This is a genomic window from Prevotella dentasini JCM 15908 (assembly GCF_000614065.1).
Classification (GTDB): Bacteria; Bacteroidota; Bacteroidia; order Bacteroidales; family Bacteroidaceae; genus Prevotella; species Prevotella dentasini.
Genome location: NZ_BAKG01000011.1, coordinates 22,880 through 42,900, shown reverse-complemented (window position 1 = coordinate 42,900; position 20,021 = coordinate 22,880). Strand labels below are relative to the sequence as shown.

The window sequence follows — 20,021 nt, the reverse complement described above, 5'->3', positions numbered from 1 at the left end:
ACTACTTCACTTTGAGTTCGTTGATTTCCCTCGCACGCACAAGGTCTTCGTTCTCCACGACAAAGGATTGGTGTCTTCCGCCGTTCTTCTCGTGCATCTCCACAATGAGCTGCTTGTCATCGGGGATGGTGAACTTTTGCAGGGTGAATACCGTGCGTTCGCTCTTCTGCCCCGCCACGCAGGTGGTGTAGTTGTAGGCACGCAGCGGAAGCAGCACCTGCTCCTGCATGGCCGTCTGTTTGGCAACTTTCTTGTCCACAATTTTGAACGTAATGAAGTCGATGTCGAACGGCACGTTGGACTTGTTGCGCAGTTCCGTATGGAAGTACAGCAATCCGTTGTGCGAGTACAACCCTCTGAGCAGGTACTGAATACCGAAGGACTTGCTGCCGATATGCTTCACCGTCCGCTTGTCCTCCTTGTGAATGGACTTCATGATGAGCCGTACCAGCATCGGACTCTCGCTGCCAAGCTCCTTGAGATAGACCTCCATTGCGTTGTTCGGACGGTTTACGCTCTCCCCATCGTGGATGAAGTCCGCCATCTCCACATTGAGCAATAGCGGCTCGTTGGCATACTTGACATTGAAGGTGTAAAATGCCCCGTCTTCGGTGATGACGCTCATGTTTGTCTCCTCACGGAAGTCCTTGACCGTCGCTTTCACACGGATAACGTTTTCCGCTCCGTCCGCCTTTCCCGCAATGAGATTGGGCGAACCCAAATCGACATAGCGCACGGCAGATGGAAAGATGATGTGCACCGTCTTGTCGTAGGTGATTTCCAAGCCGTGGGGCGGTATCATCCGCTCAAAGGCTATTTTGCGAGTCAGCCCCTGATAGAGGTCTCCGCTTGAAGTCGTTTCCTGTGCGTTGGCACAGACTGCGCCCAGCATCAGGGCGATGGCTAAAACTGTTCTTTTCATTTTTACTTTGGATTAAAGTGGTGAATAATAAATATGAATTACTTGTTTTCCGGCTGATAGAGCAATACCTTATAGCCTGCCTTCAAATGCACCTTGACGGTACGCATTTTCTTGGCGAAATACTGCGAAGTACCTTGTATCAGCCCTTGCCGAGATCGGAGGCAAGCTGTGCTCCCGCATCGGTGGAGATGTTCACGCTGCTGCCTACGGACGTTCCCATGTTTGCGGCAATCTCCTTGGCGGCACTGCGCTCCATCGAGCCGGGAATGAATATCCCCGCCTGTCCGTCCGTGTCATAGACCGACAGCTCTACGGGTAGGATGTTCCCGCGATATTCCAGTGAGGTAATGAGTACGTTCAGACGTTCGCCCTGTACCTTTGCCGTTCCCACGACGAGGGCATTGCTCGGTATCTCCCTGTTTGACACCTGTATCGGCTCCAAGAGACGGAAACGCACTGTCTGACCATCCATTACCTTCTGATTGTCATGCACACAGGCAGAGATGGTATTCTTCTCCGTCAGCGGGGCTGTTCCGATGGCGGTATGGAACATATAGTTTCTCTCCTTGACATATTCGGAGCGGAAAGTCGAGTCGCTCATCGGCTGCGCCAGAGCCGACACCTCTTGCTCGCTCACAGGGGCAACGGGAAAGGCTGTCGCCTTACCGTTTCGGGTGGTTGCGACCGCTTTCCTTTCAGAAGCCGTTTCCCCGTCCGATGCCGATGTCATACTGGAAGAGGGCTGTCCACTGCCCGACGGCATATACTTTGCCGCCAACTGATAGGACTTTTCAAGCAATGCCATCTGGTCGTTCACGGTTATGGCAGGCGACTGCTGTTCGCTGCTCATACGGTTTTCCAACTCTGCCAATCGGGCACGCAGTTCCTCCTTTTCGGGGTCTTCCCTCGGTGCTTCATAGAAACTGCCGAGCGTGCGGTTGATGTCTTGGTAGGCTGATGCAGAGGCGTGAAAGCCGTCTTGCGGAGCAGTGGCACGAGAGCCGAAGCCGTTATCTCTTTCCGATGCGTCCGTCTTCAAAGCCAACTCTTCGGAACTCTGCACCGGTAGTTGTCCTCCTGTCATTTCCCCGAACATGGAACTGAGGCTTTGCATCGCCTGACTTCGTTCCTGCTCCTTCTGTTCCATCATCTCCTTCTCGTAGGCTTTCTTCTTGTCGCCGATCAGTTCGGCTGCCATCGGGGCGGGTACTTCCGTATTGAAGCCCTTTGCCTGTTTCTCTTCTTCTTTCTCCGATGGAGCGAAGATGAGCCATATGGAGCCTGCAAAAAGCAGGAACATCAGGGGATAAATGATAAACTTCTTTCGTCTTTGTCTCTCTTCCTCCGTCAGCTCAGGCGAGGTGCTCGTGTCGGAGGCTGTCTTTCTTTTGAATGGGTACATAATCGTAATACTTTAATAGGTTGATACTGTCGTTGGGATAGAGCCGCCTTACTTCAGGGGCTTCTATATGCTTGATTGCCGGTAGCGTTTCCTCTTCGGAGTCTCCGTCTGAGAAAATACGGTACAAACCGTTGAAGAAAACATAGTTGGCAAGGAAGGCGAAAAAGAGAAGCATCGTCAGGACGACATACAGCCTCAGGTGAGTGGGGATGCGCCCGCACAGGCGGCGGAGTCTTGTCTCTGCTCCCTCCTGCATCATTCGTAACAGACTTTTCTTTTTCATCGCTTACGGGTACTGATGTCCTTGTTTTCCACAATCTCGAATCCCTCGATGTTGAATCCGTTCGGGTTATCGTCGCTACGGCTCGTATTGAGCAGGCGGCAGATGGTGACGAGACTGCGCTCGGTCACGTTGGTGGCACGGATAATCATCTGCCGGGCATACGTCCGTACCGCATAGGGATAGCGATCGAAGTCGCAAAGCACGCTGTCCACCTGCACGACCTGATTGATGTTTCCTGCCACGATACGGTTGTAGTACCCTTTCTCGGAGAAATCCCGATAGTAGTTGTAGGCACTCTTGTCCGCCAAGAGCAGTGCACGGGAGATATTCCCCTCGATGGCACTCTTGTCGGGCGAAAGGGTGAAGAACAGTTCGTGGAAGCGGCGCACATGCTCCTTGGCTTCTGCGGGTCTGTTCTGCGACAGATCCTGCGACAAGGCGAGCATCAGCGACTTACCTCCATCCAGCACATAGATTTTCTGCCTCTGGGCTTCGGCAAAGGAGTAGGCACTCCATACCGAATAACCCGCAAGGGAGGCACACAGGCAAACGACGACTAACGTAAAGAGGCGTATCTGTCTGAAACTTGTTTCGATATTCTTTAATGACTTAAATTCCATAGCTTTTTAATTTTGTTCCGATGGTTCGGATGATTGGTTTCCTCCCCGATGAAATAATTTTCCGGCAATCTCTTTGGCTTTGCTTCCCGCATGATTCATCATGTTTCGTCCGTGTCCCACGGCAAAGCCACCGGCGGCTCCACCCAAGGCACCTGCAATGCCGGCACCCTTTCCTGCTGCATAGTTCACGTTCTTGCCGAAATTACCCGCTCCACCTGCCTGTATCACCCAGCCCGCAACCGTCGGAATGGTGAAGTAGCCGATGATGCCGATAATCATAAAGACAAGGTACACTCCGTTCGAGGCGTCTATCGTATAGGTCGGGTCGTTCTGCAACTGTGTGATGTCATGCTTGAGCATCAGTTCCTGAATCTTTGCCAGCATCGAACTGAACAAGTCCGCCACGGGCAGCCACAGATAGATGGAGATATACCTCGTGAACCATTGCGTGAGGGTACTCTGAAAACCGTCCCACACGGAGATGGCGAAGGCTATCGGTCCCAAGATGGAGAGGACTATCAGGAAGAATGTCCGGAGCGTGTCGATGAGCAGGGCGGCGGCAGCAAAGAGCAGTTCCAAGAATTCCCGCACCATATTGCGGAACCATTTTTTGAAATTGTACATACTGCGTTCCACGTACATTCCCGCCATCGTCGCCATATCCGAGGGAGCGATACCGAGTTCATCCAGTTTCCTGTCGAACTCCTCGTTGCTGACCAGATAGGCTGTTTCGGGGTTCTTCACCATCGCCTCGTACTCCATTTTGTCCCGCAACTTGCGGTATTCATCCATGCTGAAGGTCTGCTTTTCGAGCATCTTGTGCGTACCTGCACGACGGGACTAAGCACGCCGTTGATAGTTTCCAGTACCATCGGGAAAAAGAGGATGCAGAGACCGAGCGCAAACGGACGGAGCAACGGATAGACGTCGATGGGTTCGGCACGAGCCAAGGTCTGCCATACCCGGAGTGCCACATAGAAGAGCGCGCCCAAGCCCGCAATGCCTTTGGCGACGCCAATCATGTCACCGCACATGGGCATCATCTCCGTATAAAGCGAACGGAGCACCTGATGCAGGTTGTCAAATTCCGCTCCCATACCTACCAATACCTTTCGTTGTCCGTTCCATAGAGCGAGAGCACCCGGTCGGTGTCCTGCTGCTTCTTGGCTCTGAGATAGCTCACGGAGATGTTCTTGTTCGTATAGTAACGCACGAGGTTACGGTAGTCCCGCACCTCCTTGTAGCAGCGATCCACCACGTCCATGCGCTCCTTGTCGGTCATCTTCAGCGTGGTAATGTTCACCACCTGCTTCAGTTCCTTGAGCAGGTTGTTGCTCTCTCCGAGCAGCTTGGTATAGCCGTTGGCGATGGCAATCAGCTCTTCCGGTCGGAAGTTCGGGTCGGAAAGCATCTTCTTGTAATTTACGACATAGATGTCGGAGATTTCCCCTACCATCAGGATGGTTTCCTTCACCCTTTGGGCATCCCGCACGAGGTCGTTCACCTTTTTCAGGGCATCGTAGTATTTCTTGCTCTCGTTGTAGAGTTTCTCCACTTCCTTGAAATTGTCGAGCGTGTTCTTGACCGTCTTGGAGGTCTGCACGATTTCCTTGGTCGTGTTGATGATGCTCTGTGCAAGGTTGGTGGGATCCGTGACTACCCACTGGGCATGTGCGCTGCCTACAAGGAGGCAACCGCACGTGATAAGCATTAAAACTTTCTTTCTCATTTTACGTTGGATTTTAGTGTGATTGTTATTTACTATTCTTCTTCGGCGAGTTGCCTGACGGCAAGCTCCATGTTTCCGCCGAGTTGCTCGGCACGGGCGAGCACCCGCATCTTCTCGGTCTCCTCCGTCGTGTAGGTGAGGTATTCGGCTTTCGACACTTCGGTGGCATAGACGGCGGACTGCACGCCGCCCAGTCCGATCCACACCTCCTTGTACGACCGTGTGGCATCGTTGCTCTGGTTGATGGAGAGTATCTGCCCCCGTTCCTTGTCCGTCAGTCCCAAGAGAGCCTGTATCTGGTCGAACTTGTTCATATACTTGCGCTGGTCAAGCAGTATTTTGCAGTCAGAGTTGTTGATGATGGACTCCTTGACAATATCTGAGGAGATGATGTCATCCACCTCCTGCGTCACCACGACCGCCTCGCCGAAGAACTTTCTTACCGTCTTGTAGAGGTATTTTATATACCCTGCCATATTCGCAGACGCAATAGCCTTCCAAGCCTCCTCGATGAGGATGACTTTCCGCACTCCTTTCAGCCGTCGCATCTTGCTGATGAACAGTTCCATAATGATGATAGTCGTGATGGGGAAAAGGATGGGATGATCTTTTATCGAGTCGATTTCGAAGACGATAAAGCGTGCATTCAAGAGGTCGAGCTGCTTGTCCGAGTTCAGCAGGTAGTCATATTCACCCCCTTTGTAGTACGGTTCCAGCACGTTGAGAAAGTTGGCCAAGTCAAAATCCTTTTCCCTGACCTTTTTCTCACGGAGCAATGCCGAGTAATCGGTGGTGAGATACTCGTAAAAGCTGTTGAACGAGGGTACAATACCATCGTCCGTCTTGATACGCTCGATAAAGAGCGACACGGCATTGGAGAGGGCAACCTCTTCCGAACGAGTAGCGGGCTCGTTGTCCTTTTTCCACAGCGTAAGCAGCAGTGTCTTGATGCTCTCCCGCTTCTCCACATCGAACACCTTGTCCGTCGTGTAGAAGGGATTGAAGCTGATGGGACTCTCATCGGAGTAGGTGAAATAGACTCCGTCCTCGCCCTGCGTCTTGTGGCGTATCATCTCACACAAGCCCTGATAGCTGTTTCCCGTGTCCACCAAGACGATATGGGTGTTCTGTTCCCAATACTGCCTCAAAAGGTGATTGGTGAAGAACGACTTGCCTGAACCTGAAGGACCCAAGATGAACTTGTTGCGGTTCGTGATGATTCCTTTTTTCATCGGCAGGTCGGAGATGTCGAGATGAATCGGCTTGCCGCTGCGGTCTGCCATCTTGATACCGAACGGCGAGAGTGAATCACGGTAGTTGGTCTCCTCATTGAAGAAACAGACCGCCTGCTCGATGAACGTGTAGAAACTCTCTTCTGCGGGGAAGTCGGCTTCATTGCCGGGAATGCCTGCCCAGAAGAGCGTCGGCACATCCACGGTGTTATGCCGTGGCTTGCACTCCATCAGTGCGAGCTGGCTGCCCACGTCGTTGCGGATACGGCGGAGTTCCTCCTCGTCCTCACTCCACGCCAAGACGTTGCAATGGCAGCGGACAGAGGTAAGCCCGAAGCTGTGCGCCTCGTTCAGGTACTCGTCGATCCATTGCTTGTTGATTTGATTGGAGCGACTGTAACGGGATAGCGAGTGCATGTTCCGTGCGTTCTTCTCGAAGCGTTGCAGGTGCTCCGCACTGTCGTCAATCAGCACATACTGGTTGTAGATATGGCTGCACGGCAGCAACAGCCCTACGGGAGCGGCAAAGGAAAGGCGGCAGTCGCTGCGGTCGGTGGAGAGACGTTCGTAACGCATATCCGTACCTACCAGTCCGGGCAGGTCTTCCGTATCGGAGAGGGTATGCAGGCAGAGTCGCTTGTTGCCGATACGCATCCGGTCTGCTCTCAGGTCGATGTCTTCCAATACCGTCGTGTCGGAGAGGGAAAGCGAGAAATACTTTTCTATCAGTCCCGGTTTCTCCTCCGTGCCGACGATCTCTTCGTCGCTCAATCGAGTCAGGCGGATAAAACCGCACTCGTTCATAATCCGCTCGAACTGCTCGGTGGCTTCGATGAACTTGCGGGCGGTATCCTTGTCGCGTACTTCCTTGGGAATGATATGTCCTCGGCAGAGCGTGGAAAAGTTACTCTGTTGTCGGCTTCGGTTCTTGGTTGTCTTGGTCAGGAACAGATAGCAGGCGTGGTTCAGAAACGGACGCTCGTTGAAGTGCCGCTCGAAGCTGCGGGAGAGGAAGCTCATCTCCTCCTTCTGCAAGTCCGGACGATAGCCCTCCTTGACAAACCAGTCCTGCTTGTGTACGACACTGTAGGTCGGCAAGACCTTGATAGCCTTCACCCAAGCCGAATGGATGACGGCATACTCTGCGCTCGTCACCGTATAGAGTTCGGGAAGCTCGACCCGAAAGGCGACCGTGATATCGGCATCCTTTGAGAGGATGCACCCCTCTTCGACGGCAAGCAGCGGGAAGCGGTTTTCCAGCGTGGTGGCTTTCAATAGGTTTCTCATTGCTTTTCCTCCTTTCTGTTTTGCAGATTCTTCATCGGTCGGGTTACCGCTCTTTTCCGCTCTCGATGGCGGAAGAGACGGGGGATGCGTCGTCGGTTGATGAGGTAGCGGGGATGGCTGTGCAGCGCGGAACGCTTCATCAGCCCGTGTTCCCCGTACTTTCTGTTTAGGGAGAAGGTCTGCCAAACCAGAATGGATGCGGCGGTCCCTCCGAAGCCGATACAGATCCATTGATTGACACCCGCCATATAGAGGATGACAAACAGCACGAAAAGGGCAAGCAGCCCTCCGGCGAAAATGAACAGATACTGACTTTTGAGTCCCTGAAACTCTACCGAGCGACCGATTCCCTTGTTGATGGGATAGGTCTCCATAGGCTTAGAGGAAGAAACTTCTTAAAATGGTGGCTGCCACAATGAGGAAAATACACGCCCCAAACCAGCTTGCGGCGGTCTTCGAGGTGTCCGGATCGCCGGACGAGAACTTGGAGTAGACCTTTACCCCTCCGATGAGACCGACGACCGCACCGATGGCGTAGATGAGTTTCGTGGCAGGGTCGAAATAACTCGTCACCATGTTGGTGGCTTGGTTGATGCCCGACAAGCCGTTGCCTTGGGCAAAGGCAGAGGAAATGGAAAGCAGCAGGACGGCTGCGATTAGAAAATGTCTTTTGGTCATAAATCTTTGTTTTGTGCCGAGTGGATTGGATATGTCCTCCCGACGGGTGAATACTGTTGTTACTTTCGGATGTTAGTGGTGACTCTCTTAGGGTCAGCCGTACTCTTTTTCTTTCATTGCTTCTGTTGCATTAAAGGGTTCATACTATTGGGTCAAGACCATTCGGAAGAGGCGTTACGCCTTTTCCCCACTGTAAAGTTCCTCGAAACGGGCACGGACGATTTCATCGATCGTGGCCGAGCGTTTCGCGTCGCTTCGGAGCGTTTCCATCAGATGGGTTCCTTCCAACTCGCTCAGCGTATCGCCGGTCCTCTGTCGCTCTGCTTCGGTATGGGCGTGGCGGTGAATGACCGACAAGGCTTCCAGCACCCGTTCAAAATCAATTCCCGTGGCATATTCGCTTTCTCCCTGTATGGGAAGTTCCTCGTCCTCCTCTTCAAATGATGGAGAATCGGAGGACTCATACGTTAAAGGAATCTCATCTATGTCGGGCAGATTATCCGGCTCCTCCGATGGCTCTTGTCCGTTTTCGGCAGCAAATGTAGAAGCCTTTTTTGCTTCAGCCTCGCCTTTTGGATAACTGCGTACTTGTGGCGCCGAGTGGCTGAGCTTGAAGCGACTTTTACCGATGATTTCAGCGTCACTGACCGTTTGGCAAGGCTTTTTCTCAATTGCCCTGTTCTTTCTTTTTCTTCGTTCATACGAGAGAAAAAGCAGCAGCCACAAAAGGTAGAGCAAGAGCAGAACAAGGACTATTCGGTACATAGGCGTTGCAGGATTTCATGAAGTTCATCGCCTAATTGCTTGCATAGCTGACTCAACTTTCCTCCGTGAGGAGGGAAGAGGGTGCATACCCCTCTTCTGCGCTCGGAAAGGAAAGGACGATACAAACGGGAGTGGCTCAATGAAGTCTGCATCAGCAAAGCTCCTGTTTCATCGGCAAGGGTGCGACAGCATTCGTCGGCATCCTCGCGTTCCCAAGCCTGTACCATATTGCGGAGCAGGTAAAGCTCACGGATATTGCCCTTGCCCATAGTCAGTATCTGCTCTCCCAAGATGTCGATGAAATGTCGGACAGCTTCCATGTCCATCGGACTCCCCGTAACGGGAAAGACGACGGCGTCCATTGCTGAAAGCAGCTCTACTGTTCCTTCGGTACGCATCAATGGAGGGAGGTCGAAGAGAATGCAGCGAGGAGGATTGTCCGCACAGTGTCGCTCCACCCGGTTCAGGGCTTCCCGCACCGAAGCGCAGATAATCGGATAAGGGGTGCAGGGTGTCCGATGTTTCAGATGCATCAGGCTTTGATGATTTAGTTCTTCCGACTCTTGCTGACGCAGACGGGCGATTGTATGGACGGGATGGTTGTAATCCACGACGACGACATCGTATCCTCTGTGGTAATGCAGAATGCTTGCGGCAAGTACCGTAAGCGAAGTTTTGCCGACACCTCCTTCGGGGAAGCGATGGCGAGATAAAGGGGGTTACTCATATTTTCTCTTTTCTTTGAGTGGATGAATTCTACGTAGTGATAAATCGTTTGTAATCGAAGTTGCCTGACTGAACCTCTTTCGGAGTTTCTTTGGCAACGCGCTCCAGCAGTTCGCGGACACGTTCTCCAGCCGCTTTCTTAATCGCTTGGAACATCGGGGAGTCGTGTATCTTACAGATAGTTTCAGCAGCTTTTGCGGCTTCCTCTATCGGGGCATTCTTACAGGAGAGGACACTGCCCATTTGTTGCAGCTCTTCCGCTGTGATGCTTTCCGAGAGGGAGTGGCTTTCACCTTGGACTTCCACCAGTACATATTCCTCTTCTTCGGGAATAGTTGGAGAGGTCGCTTCGGATACTTCTGTTTCAAAACTCTGTTCTTGTTGTTGCTCTTCTTCAATGGGCAATTCGTCTAAAAGGACATTCTCCTCTTGGAGGATTCCTTTTGGGGGATGCGGATGGTGATTACGACTTTCCCCTTGCCCCGTTCCCTGAAAAAGAGTTGCAAGTCACGGTAGAGTCTCACGGCACTCCGATAGCGTCCGTACAGGAAACGGGCGACCTGCACGCTGCCAAGATAGGCTAAGCCTACCGACAGCAGAATAAAGATGACCTGCTTCATCGCTCGAAACGTTTACGGAACTGTTGCTCGAACAAGGCGTCTATCTCATCGCGATGGGTGTCAAGATGATGACGGATGATGTTGTCGATGTAGGCGGAGAGAGGCAGGCTGTTGCCAGTGATTGTGCCCACGATGCAGGCTATCTCATCTTTGATCTGTTGGGAAACATAGACGGACACTCCCTTTTCCATGATATGCCGTTTCAGGAAGGTCTCCTCGTAATCGCTCGGTTCCGGTTTCTGCTTTTCCTTTCCTGTCTCCGAACGCTCTATCAGCATGGTGGAATTACGGATAGTCACCTTGGAGGATACACTCTTGTTTTCCATGCGGGCTGTCTGCCCTGCATTCTGTCTTACGTTTTGCTTTTTCATCTTACAATAGTTTTTTGAATTTGAGTTCATTTAATCTGTTTATTTCGTCCTTATAGACTTCAAAGTGGTGGAGGATGATGTTCTCGACATAGATTCCGATGGTCATCTCCCTGTTTTTCATCGACATGACTATCTCTGCCAGCTTTTCCTGCAATTCTCTGGCGACATAGATGGTCTTACGGTCTTTCAGGTCGTTGCGGTAGATGAACAAGGATTCATAGTCCCCCTTCGGTATTCTGCGACGTGTACGGGAAAGAGGCCGTTTCACCTCCTCGGAAAGTTCTCTCTCTTCCTCCTGAGTTTCCTCGACAGACTCCTTTTCCTCGCAAGAAGCAGAGGGAGAACTATCTTTTCGTCTCATGGGAATGCCTTGCGAGATCAGCTCCCTGATAGCATCAGGATTTATTTTTTCTTTATGCTTCTCTGCCATACGCTTCAGGTTTTACAATGGACAGGATTTCTTCCACAAGTTCTTTCAGGCGGCTGCCTCTGAGCAGCGTGCGGGATGCGGGGAAGATAGTTGAACGGAAGAGGGTCGTACCCTCATCCATGATCTCCTTTTTGTAGCGGGTCGTGTTGGGGACTGACGTCTTTAGGATGGGAAGTCCCAACTCGGCAATGACTTTCTCATACATCGCATAGAGGGGTGTTTTCTCTCTGCCGTCCACCATGTTCCAGAAAAGGTAAATCCCCTTGTTGTCCGTGTCCGCATTGTCCGTGACCGCCTGCTTGATAACGGCAGAGAAACTCAGCGTGCTTTCCAAGGAGATTCGGTCGGAAGAGATAGGTGTGAAGATATAGTCCATACCAGCAAGCGTGTCGATGACACCTCTCGTGTTGATGGTGCCTGGCAAATCGAAAAACACGAAATCTGTTTCCGATTCATTGTGTTCCAGATAATCCTGTACGACGCCTATGGCTTCGTCCGAGGTCGTACAAAGGATGTTGTAGGTAGCTTTTGAAGCCGGGAGAATTGAGCGACCGCCAATTCCTGTAGCGAGCTGTTCGTTTCCAAGCCTTTGGCATCTCGTTTTCTCATCTCGTTGATGCTGAACTGCGGGTAGTCGCAATCCACCACAAGGACATTGTATCCGCAGACATAGTGCAGACAGCTTGCCGTCAGGACCGTAAAGGTCGTTTTGCCGACGCCTCCCTTCTGGGTGGAGAAGGCGATAAAAACAGGTTTCTTTTTCATTGTCTTTTAGAGTTTTGTTCTACATATGCTTCATCACGGGAATCTGCCCGTGTCAGTTGATTCATTCCAATACCGGCTTCCTCATCTGTTCGGATGTCCCGACGTTCGGGGAACTCCGTTTGTGCAGAGGAATATATGCCGATGATGACGGCTGTCCTCGCCTGCATAAAAAGTGGAGTTGTCCATCCCTTCATTCAGGAATCCCATCGCGGATTTCCCTCTGCCTGCGTCAGGACAATTGTACCGTCGTTCGCAGATACATCCCTTCGATTGCATTGTCGAAGTTCCATACGTATTCGCTGTACATACTCTCGAAAAGGAACGCATCCCAATCAGGGACTTTTGCGATGGCGGACATCTTCGATTTGCTCTTCGACGGGGCAAATATAGATGCCTTCAAAGCTCTTTTCTCACCCTTTTTGCTAACTGCGTACTTGTGGCTCTGATTTGCGTATTTGTGGCTTCGTGAGAGGTAAGTGATTTAGGCACAACGCTTAGTAACTTTGCACCCAAGCGGTAAGCCGAAGTTTTCGAGGCATGAAGCGTTCTTTTTTGAGAAACTCGACTTCCGTCCTTTGCGGACGGATTTATTTGCGCCGGAGCAAATAGCAAGGTATGTTTTATGCAGCACGACTCCGTTTTTGCAGCATAAAACCCTTGCTCTTGCAGAGGGCTGAAAAAACTCCGAAGTCGTTTTTTCTTGGAAGGGAGAATGCCTTGTCTCGAATGCCGGTGATGCCGTGAAACACTAAAATCCAAAGTAGAAAATGAAACAAAAGAAAATGCGGGGCATAAGCTCCAAAGTGAAGACCGAGAAACGGGTCTCGGTCAATTTTACGGCGATGGAATTTGCCGAGTTTCTCTCCATGAAAGAGACGGCGGGCGTACAAAGTCAGTCGGCTTTCATCAAGGCAAGGGTCTTTGACAAGACTTTCCGTGTTATAAAAGTAGACCGCTCGTTGCTTGACTACTATCAAAAATTGACGACTTTGTACGGGCAGTTTCGGAGCGTAGGGGTCAATTACAACCAAGTAGTGGTCGCCTTAAAGAGCAATTTCACCGAGAAAAAAGCCTACGCCATACTTGCCCAACTGGAGAAACTGACACTCGAATTGGCGGCTATCGGAGGCGAAATCGTACAGCTCACCCGTGAATTTCAGGAGAAATGGTCGCAAAGATAAGTTATGGGAGTTCCCTTTTCGGGGCGTTGGCGTACAATGGAGAGAAGGTAAACGAGGGTGTTGCAAAGATTTTGGAGACCAACAAGGTATTTTGTTCTGCCGATGGCACACACGATATTGCTGCTTGTTTGCAGGACTTTCTGGCATATATGCCGAGCCAAGTTCGCACGAAGAAGCCCGTTATTCATATTTCCCTGAACCCGCATCCCGATGATAAAATCACCGATGAGCAGTTCTCTGCCATCGCACAGGAGTATATCGAAAAGATGGGCTACGGCAACCAGCCCTTTGTCGTGTATAAACACGAGGATATAGACAGGCATCATTTGCATATTGTCACCTTAGCCGTCGATGAACAAGGGAAGAAGATTAACGATGGCAACAACTTCTACAAGAGTAAGCATATCACACGGGAGATGGAGCAAAGGTATGGATTGCATCCTGCCGACAAGAAGCAATTCAAGGAAGCATTTCGCTTGCAGAAAGTCCGTATAGAAGAAGGAAACCTTAAAAAGCAACTGGCTTCAGTCATCAAACCGGCGGTCAAATTTTATCACTGTCCGAGCTTTAAGGAATACCGCGCCTTGCTTTCCACCTATAATATATGTGTGGAAGAGGTCAAGGGGGAAATGTATGGAAAGCCCTATAACGGATTGGTCTATTTTGCTACCGATGATAAAGGTAAGAAGGTGGGTAATCCTTTCAAGGCTTCCCTTTTCGGGAAGGCTGTCGGATATGAAGCCCTGCAAAAAAGCTTCAAGGCTTCAAAGGAGAAACTGAAAGAAAAGCATCTTGCCCCCAAGACCAAAGCGGTCGTAGCCGGAGCATTGAAGCGTTCTGCTACCAAAGAGGATTTTCGAACGAATCTCCATCACAAGGGTATTGATGTACTCTTCCGTGAGAACGAACAGGGACGGCTCTATGGCATCACCTTCATAGACCATAACAACGGCTGTGTCGTCAATGGCTCGAGATTGGGCAAGGAACTTTCGGCAAACGCCGTTGCCGAGTGGTTCGACTGCCCGCATCCCGAACTATCTGTTACTACCCCTCAAGCAGAAAATCAGTCTGCTTCCCAGACATTTTCGACAGAGGATAATTCCTTCTTGGGAGGTCTTCTCGATTTCCCTGTGGAAACAAGCGGGACAGACTGGGAAGAGGAGCAGTTCCGAAAGCGGATGCAGAGAAAGAAGAAACAGAAGAAGCCTCGGTTATAAACCGTGTTTTCTATCTCTAAAATGCAGTAAAAAAAGAAGATTGTAAAATGCTAATTATCAGAAATTATCAGAGGTGTCAAATTCTCTTATAAGGGAATTAAAATTGTCCTATAAGACAATTTGAAAAGTCTTATAAGACAATTTCAACAATCATAAAAGTAAGAACGAAATTAAACGAAACACTATGCAACAAGAAGACGATTTGAGGGCACTGGCAAAAATCATGGATTTTCTGCGTGCCGTAAGTATCATACTGGTGGTTGCCCATCTCTATTGGTATTGCTATGAAGCCATCAAACTATGGGAGCTGAACATCGGTGTGGTGGATAGGATTCTGATGAACTTCCACCGCACAGCGGGACTATTTGGTAATATGCTTTACACCAAACTCTTTGCATTGGTACTGATGGGGCTTTCCTGTCTGGGCACGAAGGGCGTTAAAGAGGAGCATATCACGTGGTCGAAAATATGGGTATTTATGGGCATTGGCTTTGTCTTTTTCTTCCTCAATTGGTGGATACTTGCCTTGCCGCTACCCATTGAAGCCAATGCAGCGCTCTACACCTTTACGATAACCATAGGGTATGTATGTCTGCTGATGGCGGGACTCTACATGAGCCGCCTCTTGAAGAACAACCTGATGGAGGATGTCTTCAATCAGGAGAACGAATCCTTTATGCAGGAGACAAGGCTTTTGGAAAACGAGTACTCGGTCAATCTGCCGACCCGATTCTATTACCGCAAGACATGGAACAGGGGCTGGATAAACGTGGTCAATCCTTTCCGTGCGGTCTCCGTCTTGGGAACGCCGGGCAGTGGTAAGTCCTATGCCATCATCAATAATTTTATCAAGCAGCAAATCGAAAAAGGTTTTGCCATCTACTGCTACGACTTCAAGTATCCCGACCTCTCCACGATTGTTTACAACCATCTGCTGCATCACTCGGAAGGATATAAGGTCAAACCGAAGTTTTACGTGATCAACTTCGACGACCCTCGTCGGTCGCACCGCTGCAATCCGATACACCCCGATTTCATGAGCGACATTTCAGATGCCTACGAGTCGGCGTACACCATCATGCTCAACCTTAACAAGACGTGGGTACAGAAGCAGGGTGATTTCTTCGTGGAATCGCCCATCGTACTCTTTGCCGCCATTATTTGGTATCTTCGCATCTTTGAGGGGGGTAAGTATTGTACTTTTCCGCACGCCATTGAGTTTCTCTGCCGCAAATACGAGGATATATTTCCCATTCTTACCTCTTATCCCGAATTGGAGAATTACCTTTCTCCTTTCATGGACGCTTGGCTCGGAGGGGCGGCTGACCAATTGCAAGGACAGATAGCTTCCGCCAAGATTCCCTTGTCAAGGATGATTAGCCCGCAACTTTATTGGATTATGACGGGTGATGATTTTACACTCGACATCAATAATCCCAAAGAGCCTAAAATCCTTTGTGTGGGGAACAATCCCGATAGGCAGAACATCTACGGAGCGGCATTGGGGTTATACAATTCGCGTATCGTCAAGCTCATCAATAAGAAAGGAATGCTGAAAAGTTCCGTGCTCATCGACGAGCTGCCCACCATCTATTTCAAGGGATTGGACAACTTGATAGCCACCGCACGAAGCAACAAGGTGGCGGTATGCTTGGGCTTTCAGGACTTCTCACAGTTAAAGCGGGATTATGGAGACAAGGAAGCTGCCGTGGTGATGAACACTGTCGGAAACATTTTCTCCGGTCAGGTGGTCGGCGAAACGGCAAAGACGCTCTCGGAGAGGTTTGGCAAGGTGCTTCAGAAACGGCAGAGCATGAGCATCACCCGTAGCGATAAGACCACTTCCATCTCCACACAGATGGACAGCCTGATTCCGCAGAGCAAGATTTCCACGCTCACACAGGGAATGTTCGTGGGAGCGGTCGCAGATAACTTCTCCGAACGTATCGAGCAGAAGATATTCCACTGTGAGATTGTAGTGGACAATGCGAAAGTTGCAAAGGAAACGGCTGCTTACCGCCCGATACCCATTCTGACAGACTTCACGAATGAAAACGGAGAGGATATGTTGGAACAGGAAATCAAGGCGAATTACGAACGGGTAAAGACGGATGTGCGGGACATCGTGGAACGGGAGTTGCAACGGATTTCCGACGATCCGGAACTCTCCAAACTACTCAATACCAAGAAATAACGGTTGTTTTTCTTGGCTCTAAGGCAGAATTTTTGTATTTTTGAAAACGCTAAATGATTACACTATGAACTGTTTTAATCATACCCAAGAACCGGCGGTAGCCCAATGTTCCGATTGTGGAAAAGGGCTGTGTCCCGAATGTGCGGAAAGGTATCAGCCGATACTCTGTACACCTTGTTTTCAGAAAAGAAAACGTAGTGAGATTTGGCGAAGCATCTTCAGCCTGTTATTTCTCATCACCTTGTTTGTCATAGGTTTCAGATGGAATTTCTTGGCGACCAAAGGTTTTGAGGATATGAGATGGATGTCCGGATATGTGCTGATGGCGATATGGTCGGGCTACCTCTTCGCCGAGAAGTTCATTCCCTATAAAATGATTGCAGGAACAAACTGGCAGTGGGTATTTTACTATATCTTCAAACTCCTCCTCTTTGGCATCATAGGAGTCTTCACCGCTCCTTTCACCTGCCTGTGGGCTGTCTATAGAGTTATCAGGGCTTTTCGATAGAACTTGTGGAAACCTTATAAGAAAAGAATATGAGTATGCATAATATATCGCTCACTTCGACAGAATACCAAAGTTTCAGAGACGAGATAACCAAGCGCATTCGCTCCGCACAATACGAGGCGTTGAAAGCCGTCAATAAGGAGATGATAGCCCTTTACTGGGAAATTGGCATGCGTATTACAGAACAGCAGACAGCGCTCGGCTGGGGAAAATCTGTTGTGGAAAACCTTTCCCAAGATATTCAAAAGGAGTTTCCGGGCATACAAGGATTCAGTGCGAGAAATATGTGGGATATGGCACGATTCTACTCTGAATATCAATCAAATGAAATTCTGCAACCATTGGTCGCAGAAATCAGTTGGACAAAACATATCGTCATTCTGACCAAGTGTAAGGAGACACAACAGAGACAGTTCTACATCTTGGCAACCAAGAAATACGGATGGACGAAAGACGTGCTGATACACAAAATAGAATTGAAGACGTATGAGAACTTCCTGCTCGGACAAAGCAATTTTGATACCACGCTACCCGAAAACATTCGTAATCAAGCCGTCCTTGCCGTAAAAGACGAGTACACTTTGGATTTTATCGGATTGGGCGAGGGGCATTCGGAATATGAGCTGGAACAGGCTATCATCAAGAATATCCGCTCTTTTCTGATGGAGTTCGGAACGGACTTTTCGTTCATGGGAAATCAGTACCGACTGGAAGTGGATGGCAGGGAGTATTTTATTGACCTGTTGCTATATAACCGTCGCTTGCAGGCAATGATAGCCGTGGAGCTGAAAATCGGTGAGTTTAAGCCTGAGTACAAAGGGAAGATGGAGTTTTATCTCAATGTCCTGAATGAGACGGTTAAGTTGCCGCATGAAAACCCTGCCATCGGCATCATCATTTGCAAATCCAAAAGCAGGACGATTGTGGAATATGCCCTCAAGACTTCGGCAATGCCCATCGGTGTGGCGACATACAGCCTTTCACCCGAACTGCCCGAAGCCTATAAGGAACTGCTTCCGGCATCCGAGGATATAGCCAAGAAATTGGAACTGCTTATCAAAGAATAAGACAGAGGGAGATACTCCGAATCAGAGTATCTCCCTTTTGATTTACCGTTTCTTGAACTTTCCGCCTTTCAGGTCACTCTCCACCATACGCTTGTTCAGCTCCTCTCGGAGTTCATCAAGAAAATAGGTGCGGCTGTCATCCTTGCGGCGTTTCATGTTCATATAGACGTTGTAGCAGTTCTTGATTTCTATACCAAAGATTTCGGAAAAGGCATCTGCCAATTCTTCTATACCGATTTCACCATCGTTGATACAGTCACAGGTATCAAGTGCGTAGAGTAGTTCCACCAAGTCGGTTGCTTTACCTGTCCAACGAAGTTTCTCGGTTGGTTTGACGGGCAAAGTAGAAAGAAGCCCCTGCATCCGCATCTTTAATAACTTTAACTCCGTATCAATGACACATAGTAGCTCCGACACATTTTTTCCCCTTTCCGTCCATCAAATACACCGCTTGCAAAGTTTGTAAACGAAAACGAGTATAGCGGAGAATACGAAACAAAGAGATGGCGTCGTCTTCTGCATCACATAGATCAATGATCCTCTTCATAAAGTTCTCCGATGCTTTTTGTTCTTGTTCATTTGTAGAGCAAGACGAAATTATCGTCTTAAATTCTTCCGTTTGAATAAGTCTTAGCATAATCATATCTTTTATGGTTCAACATTGCAGATTCTCTGTTGTGAGATGTGATTTATGACCTATCTCCTTATGAATTCGGACAGCAAAGAACAGTGTCATTAAAGTTGCAAAGACGTCGGCAATAGGCTGTGCATAAAGCACTCCATTTAGTTCCCAATACGATGGAAGCAGCAATATTATAGGGATAAAAAACAAACCTTGCCGTCCGATGTTTAGCAGAAGACTTTGCCTTGCTCTTCCGATTGCCATATATAGTGTGGAATACACAAATTGGAATCCGAAAGTGAAGAACATAATCGTATTGACTCTAAGCGCAATTCTTGCTATTTCCTGCATTGTTTCGTCTTTACCGAAACAACTGATGATAGGAGAGGTAAAAATGACTATAAGAATACTCCAGAGCACACAAAACGAGGTTGTGAGTATCAGAGAACAGCACACCGCTTCCCTTAATCTTTGACAATTGCCTGCCCCGTAGTTATAGCCTGCCATAGGTTGGAGTCCTTTTACAAATCCGAAGACCACGTTTGTTCCCAATGTGACGATTTTCAGGACGATACCCACAGCCGCAACAGCCTCTGCCCCATATTTCACAGCGGCTTTCTGCAACAAACTGATGGAAAGGGTCTGGAGTAGTTGCAAAAAGAGCATAGAGATACCAATCTTAATGATGTCTGCGTATATTCTTATCGTGGGAGCGAACAAGGCAAGAGATACTTTTACCTCTGCTTTCGTAAGGAAACGGATGTAAATAGCTGTCGTGATGATTCTTGAAAGAATAGTTGCCCATGCAGCACCTTCCACACCCCAATTGAAAGTGTATATAAACAAGGGGTCTAGTGCAACATTAACGATAGAGCCGATGATCATTGCCGACGCAGATGTCTTCGACGCACCTTGTGAAACAATGATATTGGACATGGACACATTCAATGTCCCTATGACACAACTGATGATAAAAAGCCTGCCGTAGGATTCTGCCAAACTTATCATCTCCTCGTTTGCTCCCATGAAAAGTAGGATGTCCGGCAGGAACGCATTGCACACAAGGGCAATGAGAGCTGCCAACATCACAGAGGTTATCACTGAGACGGAAGCGACCTGACTTGCTTTGACAACCTGTTTCGCTCCCAACAGACGGGATATATACACTCCGCCTCCGACACCGAACATCAGTCCTATCCCAAGAAATAACAACGATATAGGGAAAACAACCGATACAGCGGCGACAGGAAGAGTTCCAAGACGTGCAACCCAAAAAGTATCTACCACATTGTATATTGCCATAATCAGCATTGCGATGACAATAGGTATCCCCAATTTTGTCAGGGCTTTCATCATACTTCCTTCTCGCAAAATATTCACAGCGTTGTTCATCCTTATAATC

At 49.2% G+C, this 20,021-nt stretch carries 18 protein-coding genes and 5 pseudogenes; 5 read left to right on the top strand and 18 right to left on the bottom strand.

What is annotated here, in order from left to right; genetic code table 11:
* Position 1: 1 nt before the first annotated feature.
* The 16 genes and pseudogenes from traN to JCM15908_RS14810 all read right to left on the bottom strand — a co-directional run bounded on the left by traN (position 2) and on the right by JCM15908_RS14810 (position 12,230).
* Entirely contained in the window at positions 2-922 is a 921-nt protein-coding gene (gene traN / locus JCM15908_RS06850) for a conjugative transposon protein TraN (protein WP_025002774.1), read from the bottom strand.
* Positions 923-960: 38 nt separating this feature from the next.
* Positions 961-2,324 (bottom strand): annotated as a pseudogene (traM, locus tag JCM15908_RS12890) (conjugative transposon protein TraM).
* Positions 2,275-2,607, bottom strand: coding sequence for a TraL conjugative transposon family protein (locus JCM15908_RS06840; RefSeq protein WP_025002773.1), 333 nt, complete (start codon positions 2,605-2,607; stop codon positions 2,275-2,277). Before JCM15908_RS06840 ends, traM begins: the two are co-directional and overlap by 50 nt.
* Positions 2,604-3,227: a conjugative transposon protein TraK gene (gene traK, locus JCM15908_RS06835; protein WP_025002772.1), complete on the bottom strand. Its 624-nt coding sequence runs from the start codon at positions 3,225-3,227 to the stop codon at positions 2,604-2,606. Before traK ends, JCM15908_RS06840 begins: the two co-directional genes overlap by 4 nt.
* Before the next feature lie 6 nt (positions 3,228-3,233).
* Positions 3,234-4,324, bottom strand: a pseudogene (gene traJ, locus JCM15908_RS12885) (conjugative transposon protein TraJ).
* A 2-nt stretch (positions 4,325-4,326) separates the two neighbouring features.
* Entirely contained in the window at positions 4,327-4,956 is a 630-nt protein-coding gene (locus tag JCM15908_RS06825; protein ID WP_025002771.1) for a DUF4141 domain-containing protein, read from the bottom strand.
* Between the two features lie 32 nt (positions 4,957-4,988).
* Complete coding sequence (locus JCM15908_RS06820; protein ID WP_025002770.1) at positions 4,989-7,475, bottom strand: TraG family conjugative transposon ATPase; 2,487 nt, start codon at positions 7,473-7,475, stop codon at positions 4,989-4,991.
* Positions 7,472-7,849 (bottom strand): DUF4133 domain-containing protein, encoded by a 378-nt coding sequence (locus JCM15908_RS06815; RefSeq protein ID WP_025002769.1) that lies wholly within the window; start codon positions 7,847-7,849, stop codon positions 7,472-7,474. The genes JCM15908_RS06820 and JCM15908_RS06815 overlap by 4 nt, the downstream gene beginning before the upstream one ends.
* 4 nt (positions 7,850-7,853) lie before the next feature.
* Positions 7,854-8,153, bottom strand: coding sequence for a DUF4134 domain-containing protein (locus tag JCM15908_RS06810; RefSeq protein WP_004332848.1), 300 nt, complete (start codon positions 8,151-8,153; stop codon positions 7,854-7,856).
* Between the two features lie 174 nt (positions 8,154-8,327).
* Positions 8,328-8,918 (bottom strand): conjugal transfer protein, encoded by a 591-nt coding sequence (locus JCM15908_RS06805; RefSeq protein ID WP_025002768.1) that lies wholly within the window; start codon positions 8,916-8,918, stop codon positions 8,328-8,330.
* A pseudogene (locus JCM15908_RS14900) lies at positions 8,906-9,645 on the bottom strand (ParA family protein). Before JCM15908_RS14900 ends, JCM15908_RS06805 begins: the two are co-directional and overlap by 13 nt.
* Before the next feature lie 29 nt (positions 9,646-9,674).
* Positions 9,675-10,264 (bottom strand): annotated as a pseudogene (locus JCM15908_RS15490) (hypothetical protein).
* A complete protein-coding gene (locus JCM15908_RS06790; protein ID WP_025002767.1) occupies positions 10,261-10,635 on the bottom strand; it encodes a DUF3408 domain-containing protein in 375 nt (124 codons plus the stop codon). Before JCM15908_RS06790 ends, JCM15908_RS15490 begins: the two are co-directional and overlap by 4 nt.
* Position 10,636: 1 nt before the next feature.
* A complete protein-coding gene (locus JCM15908_RS06785) occupies positions 10,637-11,065 on the bottom strand; it encodes a DUF3408 domain-containing protein (RefSeq protein ID WP_025002766.1) in 429 nt (142 codons plus the stop codon).
* Positions 11,049-11,830 (bottom strand): annotated as a pseudogene (locus tag JCM15908_RS12870) (ParA family protein). The gene JCM15908_RS06785 and the pseudogene JCM15908_RS12870 overlap by 17 nt, the downstream one beginning before the upstream one ends.
* A 229-nt stretch (positions 11,831-12,059) precedes the next feature.
* The gene (locus JCM15908_RS14810; protein WP_159101317.1) at positions 12,060-12,230 is read right to left on the bottom strand and encodes a hypothetical protein; all 171 of its coding nucleotides are present in this window, start codon (positions 12,228-12,230) and stop codon (positions 12,060-12,062) included.
* Between the two features lie 367 nt (positions 12,231-12,597).
* On the opposite strand from JCM15908_RS14810, the gene mobA reads away from it, so the two are divergent.
* The 5 genes from mobA (at position 12,598) to JCM15908_RS06740 (ending at position 17,997) form a co-directional block, all read left to right on the top strand.
* Positions 12,598-13,011: a conjugal transfer protein MobA gene (gene mobA, locus JCM15908_RS06760; protein WP_025002764.1), complete on the top strand. Its 414-nt coding sequence runs from the start codon at positions 12,598-12,600 to the stop codon at positions 13,009-13,011.
* The gene (gene mobB / locus JCM15908_RS06755) at positions 12,996-14,228 is read left to right on the top strand and encodes a conjugal transfer protein MobB (protein ID WP_025002763.1); all 1,233 of its coding nucleotides are present in this window, start codon (positions 12,996-12,998) and stop codon (positions 14,226-14,228) included. The genes mobA and mobB overlap by 16 nt, the downstream gene beginning before the upstream one ends.
* 184 nt (positions 14,229-14,412) lie before the next feature.
* Positions 14,413-16,422 (top strand): conjugal transfer protein MobC, encoded by a 2,010-nt coding sequence (mobC, locus tag JCM15908_RS06750; protein ID WP_025002762.1) that lies wholly within the window; start codon positions 14,413-14,415, stop codon positions 16,420-16,422.
* Positions 16,423-16,726: 304 nt separating this feature from the next.
* Positions 16,727-16,930 (top strand): permease of the drug/metabolite transporter, encoded by a 204-nt coding sequence (locus JCM15908_RS15135; protein ID WP_306303718.1) that lies wholly within the window; start codon positions 16,727-16,729, stop codon positions 16,928-16,930.
* 29 nt (positions 16,931-16,959) lie between these two features.
* A complete protein-coding gene (locus tag JCM15908_RS06740; protein WP_025002760.1) occupies positions 16,960-17,997 on the top strand; it encodes a PDDEXK nuclease domain-containing protein in 1,038 nt (345 codons plus the stop codon).
* Between the two features lie 42 nt (positions 17,998-18,039).
* Here JCM15908_RS06740 and JCM15908_RS06735 read toward each other — a convergent pair whose 3' ends face one another.
* Positions 18,040-18,366 (bottom strand): RteC domain-containing protein, encoded by a 327-nt coding sequence (locus JCM15908_RS06735; RefSeq protein WP_012457224.1) that lies wholly within the window; start codon positions 18,364-18,366, stop codon positions 18,040-18,042.
* Between the two features lie 286 nt (positions 18,367-18,652).
* Positions 18,653-20,011 carry an MATE family efflux transporter gene (locus JCM15908_RS06725; RefSeq protein WP_025002758.1) on the bottom strand — a complete coding sequence of 453 codons (1,359 nt, stop codon included), beginning with the start codon at positions 20,009-20,011 and terminating at the stop codon, positions 18,653-18,655.
* Positions 20,012-20,021 lie beyond the last annotated feature (10 nt).

Excerpts from the sequence above, each read along its gene's own strand:
- traN (WP_025002774.1), bottom strand. The coding sequence starts at position 922 with ATGAAAAGAACAGTTTTAGCCATCGCCCTGATGCTGGGCGCAGTCTGT.
- JCM15908_RS06840 (WP_025002773.1), bottom strand. The coding sequence starts at position 2,607 with ATGAAAAAGAAAAGTCTGTTACGAATGATGCAGGAGGGAGCAGAGACA.
- traK (WP_025002772.1), bottom strand. The coding sequence starts at position 3,227 with ATGGAATTTAAGTCATTAAAGAATATCGAAACAAGTTTCAGACAGATA.
- JCM15908_RS06825 (WP_025002771.1), bottom strand. The coding sequence starts at position 4,956 with ATGAGAAAGAAAGTTTTAATGCTTATCACGTGCGGTTGCCTCCTTGTA.
- JCM15908_RS06820 (WP_025002770.1), bottom strand. The coding sequence starts at position 7,475 with ATGAGAAACCTATTGAAAGCCACCACGCTGGAAAACCGCTTCCCGCTG.
- JCM15908_RS06815 (WP_025002769.1), bottom strand. The coding sequence starts at position 7,849 with ATGGAGACCTATCCCATCAACAAGGGAATCGGTCGCTCGGTAGAGTTT.
- JCM15908_RS06810 (WP_004332848.1), bottom strand. The coding sequence starts at position 8,153 with ATGACCAAAAGACATTTTCTAATCGCAGCCGTCCTGCTGCTTTCCATT.
- JCM15908_RS06805 (WP_025002768.1), bottom strand. The coding sequence starts at position 8,918 with ATGTACCGAATAGTCCTTGTTCTGCTCTTGCTCTACCTTTTGTGGCTG.
- JCM15908_RS06790 (WP_025002767.1), bottom strand. The coding sequence starts at position 10,635 with ATGAAAAAGCAAAACGTAAGACAGAATGCAGGGCAGACAGCCCGCATG.
- JCM15908_RS06785 (WP_025002766.1), bottom strand. The coding sequence starts at position 11,065 with ATGGCAGAGAAGCATAAAGAAAAAATAAATCCTGATGCTATCAGGGAG.
- mobA (WP_025002764.1), top strand. The coding sequence starts at position 12,598 with ATGAAACAAAAGAAAATGCGGGGCATAAGCTCCAAAGTGAAGACCGAG.
- mobB (WP_025002763.1), top strand. The coding sequence starts at position 12,996 with ATGGTCGCAAAGATAAGTTATGGGAGTTCCCTTTTCGGGGCGTTGGCG.
- mobC (WP_025002762.1), top strand. The coding sequence starts at position 14,413 with ATGCAACAAGAAGACGATTTGAGGGCACTGGCAAAAATCATGGATTTT.
- JCM15908_RS15135 (WP_306303718.1), top strand. The coding sequence starts at position 16,727 with ATGTCCGGATATGTGCTGATGGCGATATGGTCGGGCTACCTCTTCGCC.
- JCM15908_RS06740 (WP_025002760.1), top strand. The coding sequence starts at position 16,960 with ATGAGTATGCATAATATATCGCTCACTTCGACAGAATACCAAAGTTTC.
- JCM15908_RS06735 (WP_012457224.1), bottom strand. The coding sequence starts at position 18,366 with ATGCGGATGCAGGGGCTTCTTTCTACTTTGCCCGTCAAACCAACCGAG.
- JCM15908_RS06725 (WP_025002758.1), bottom strand. The coding sequence starts at position 20,011 with ATGAACAACGCTGTGAATATTTTGCGAGAAGGAAGTATGATGAAAGCC.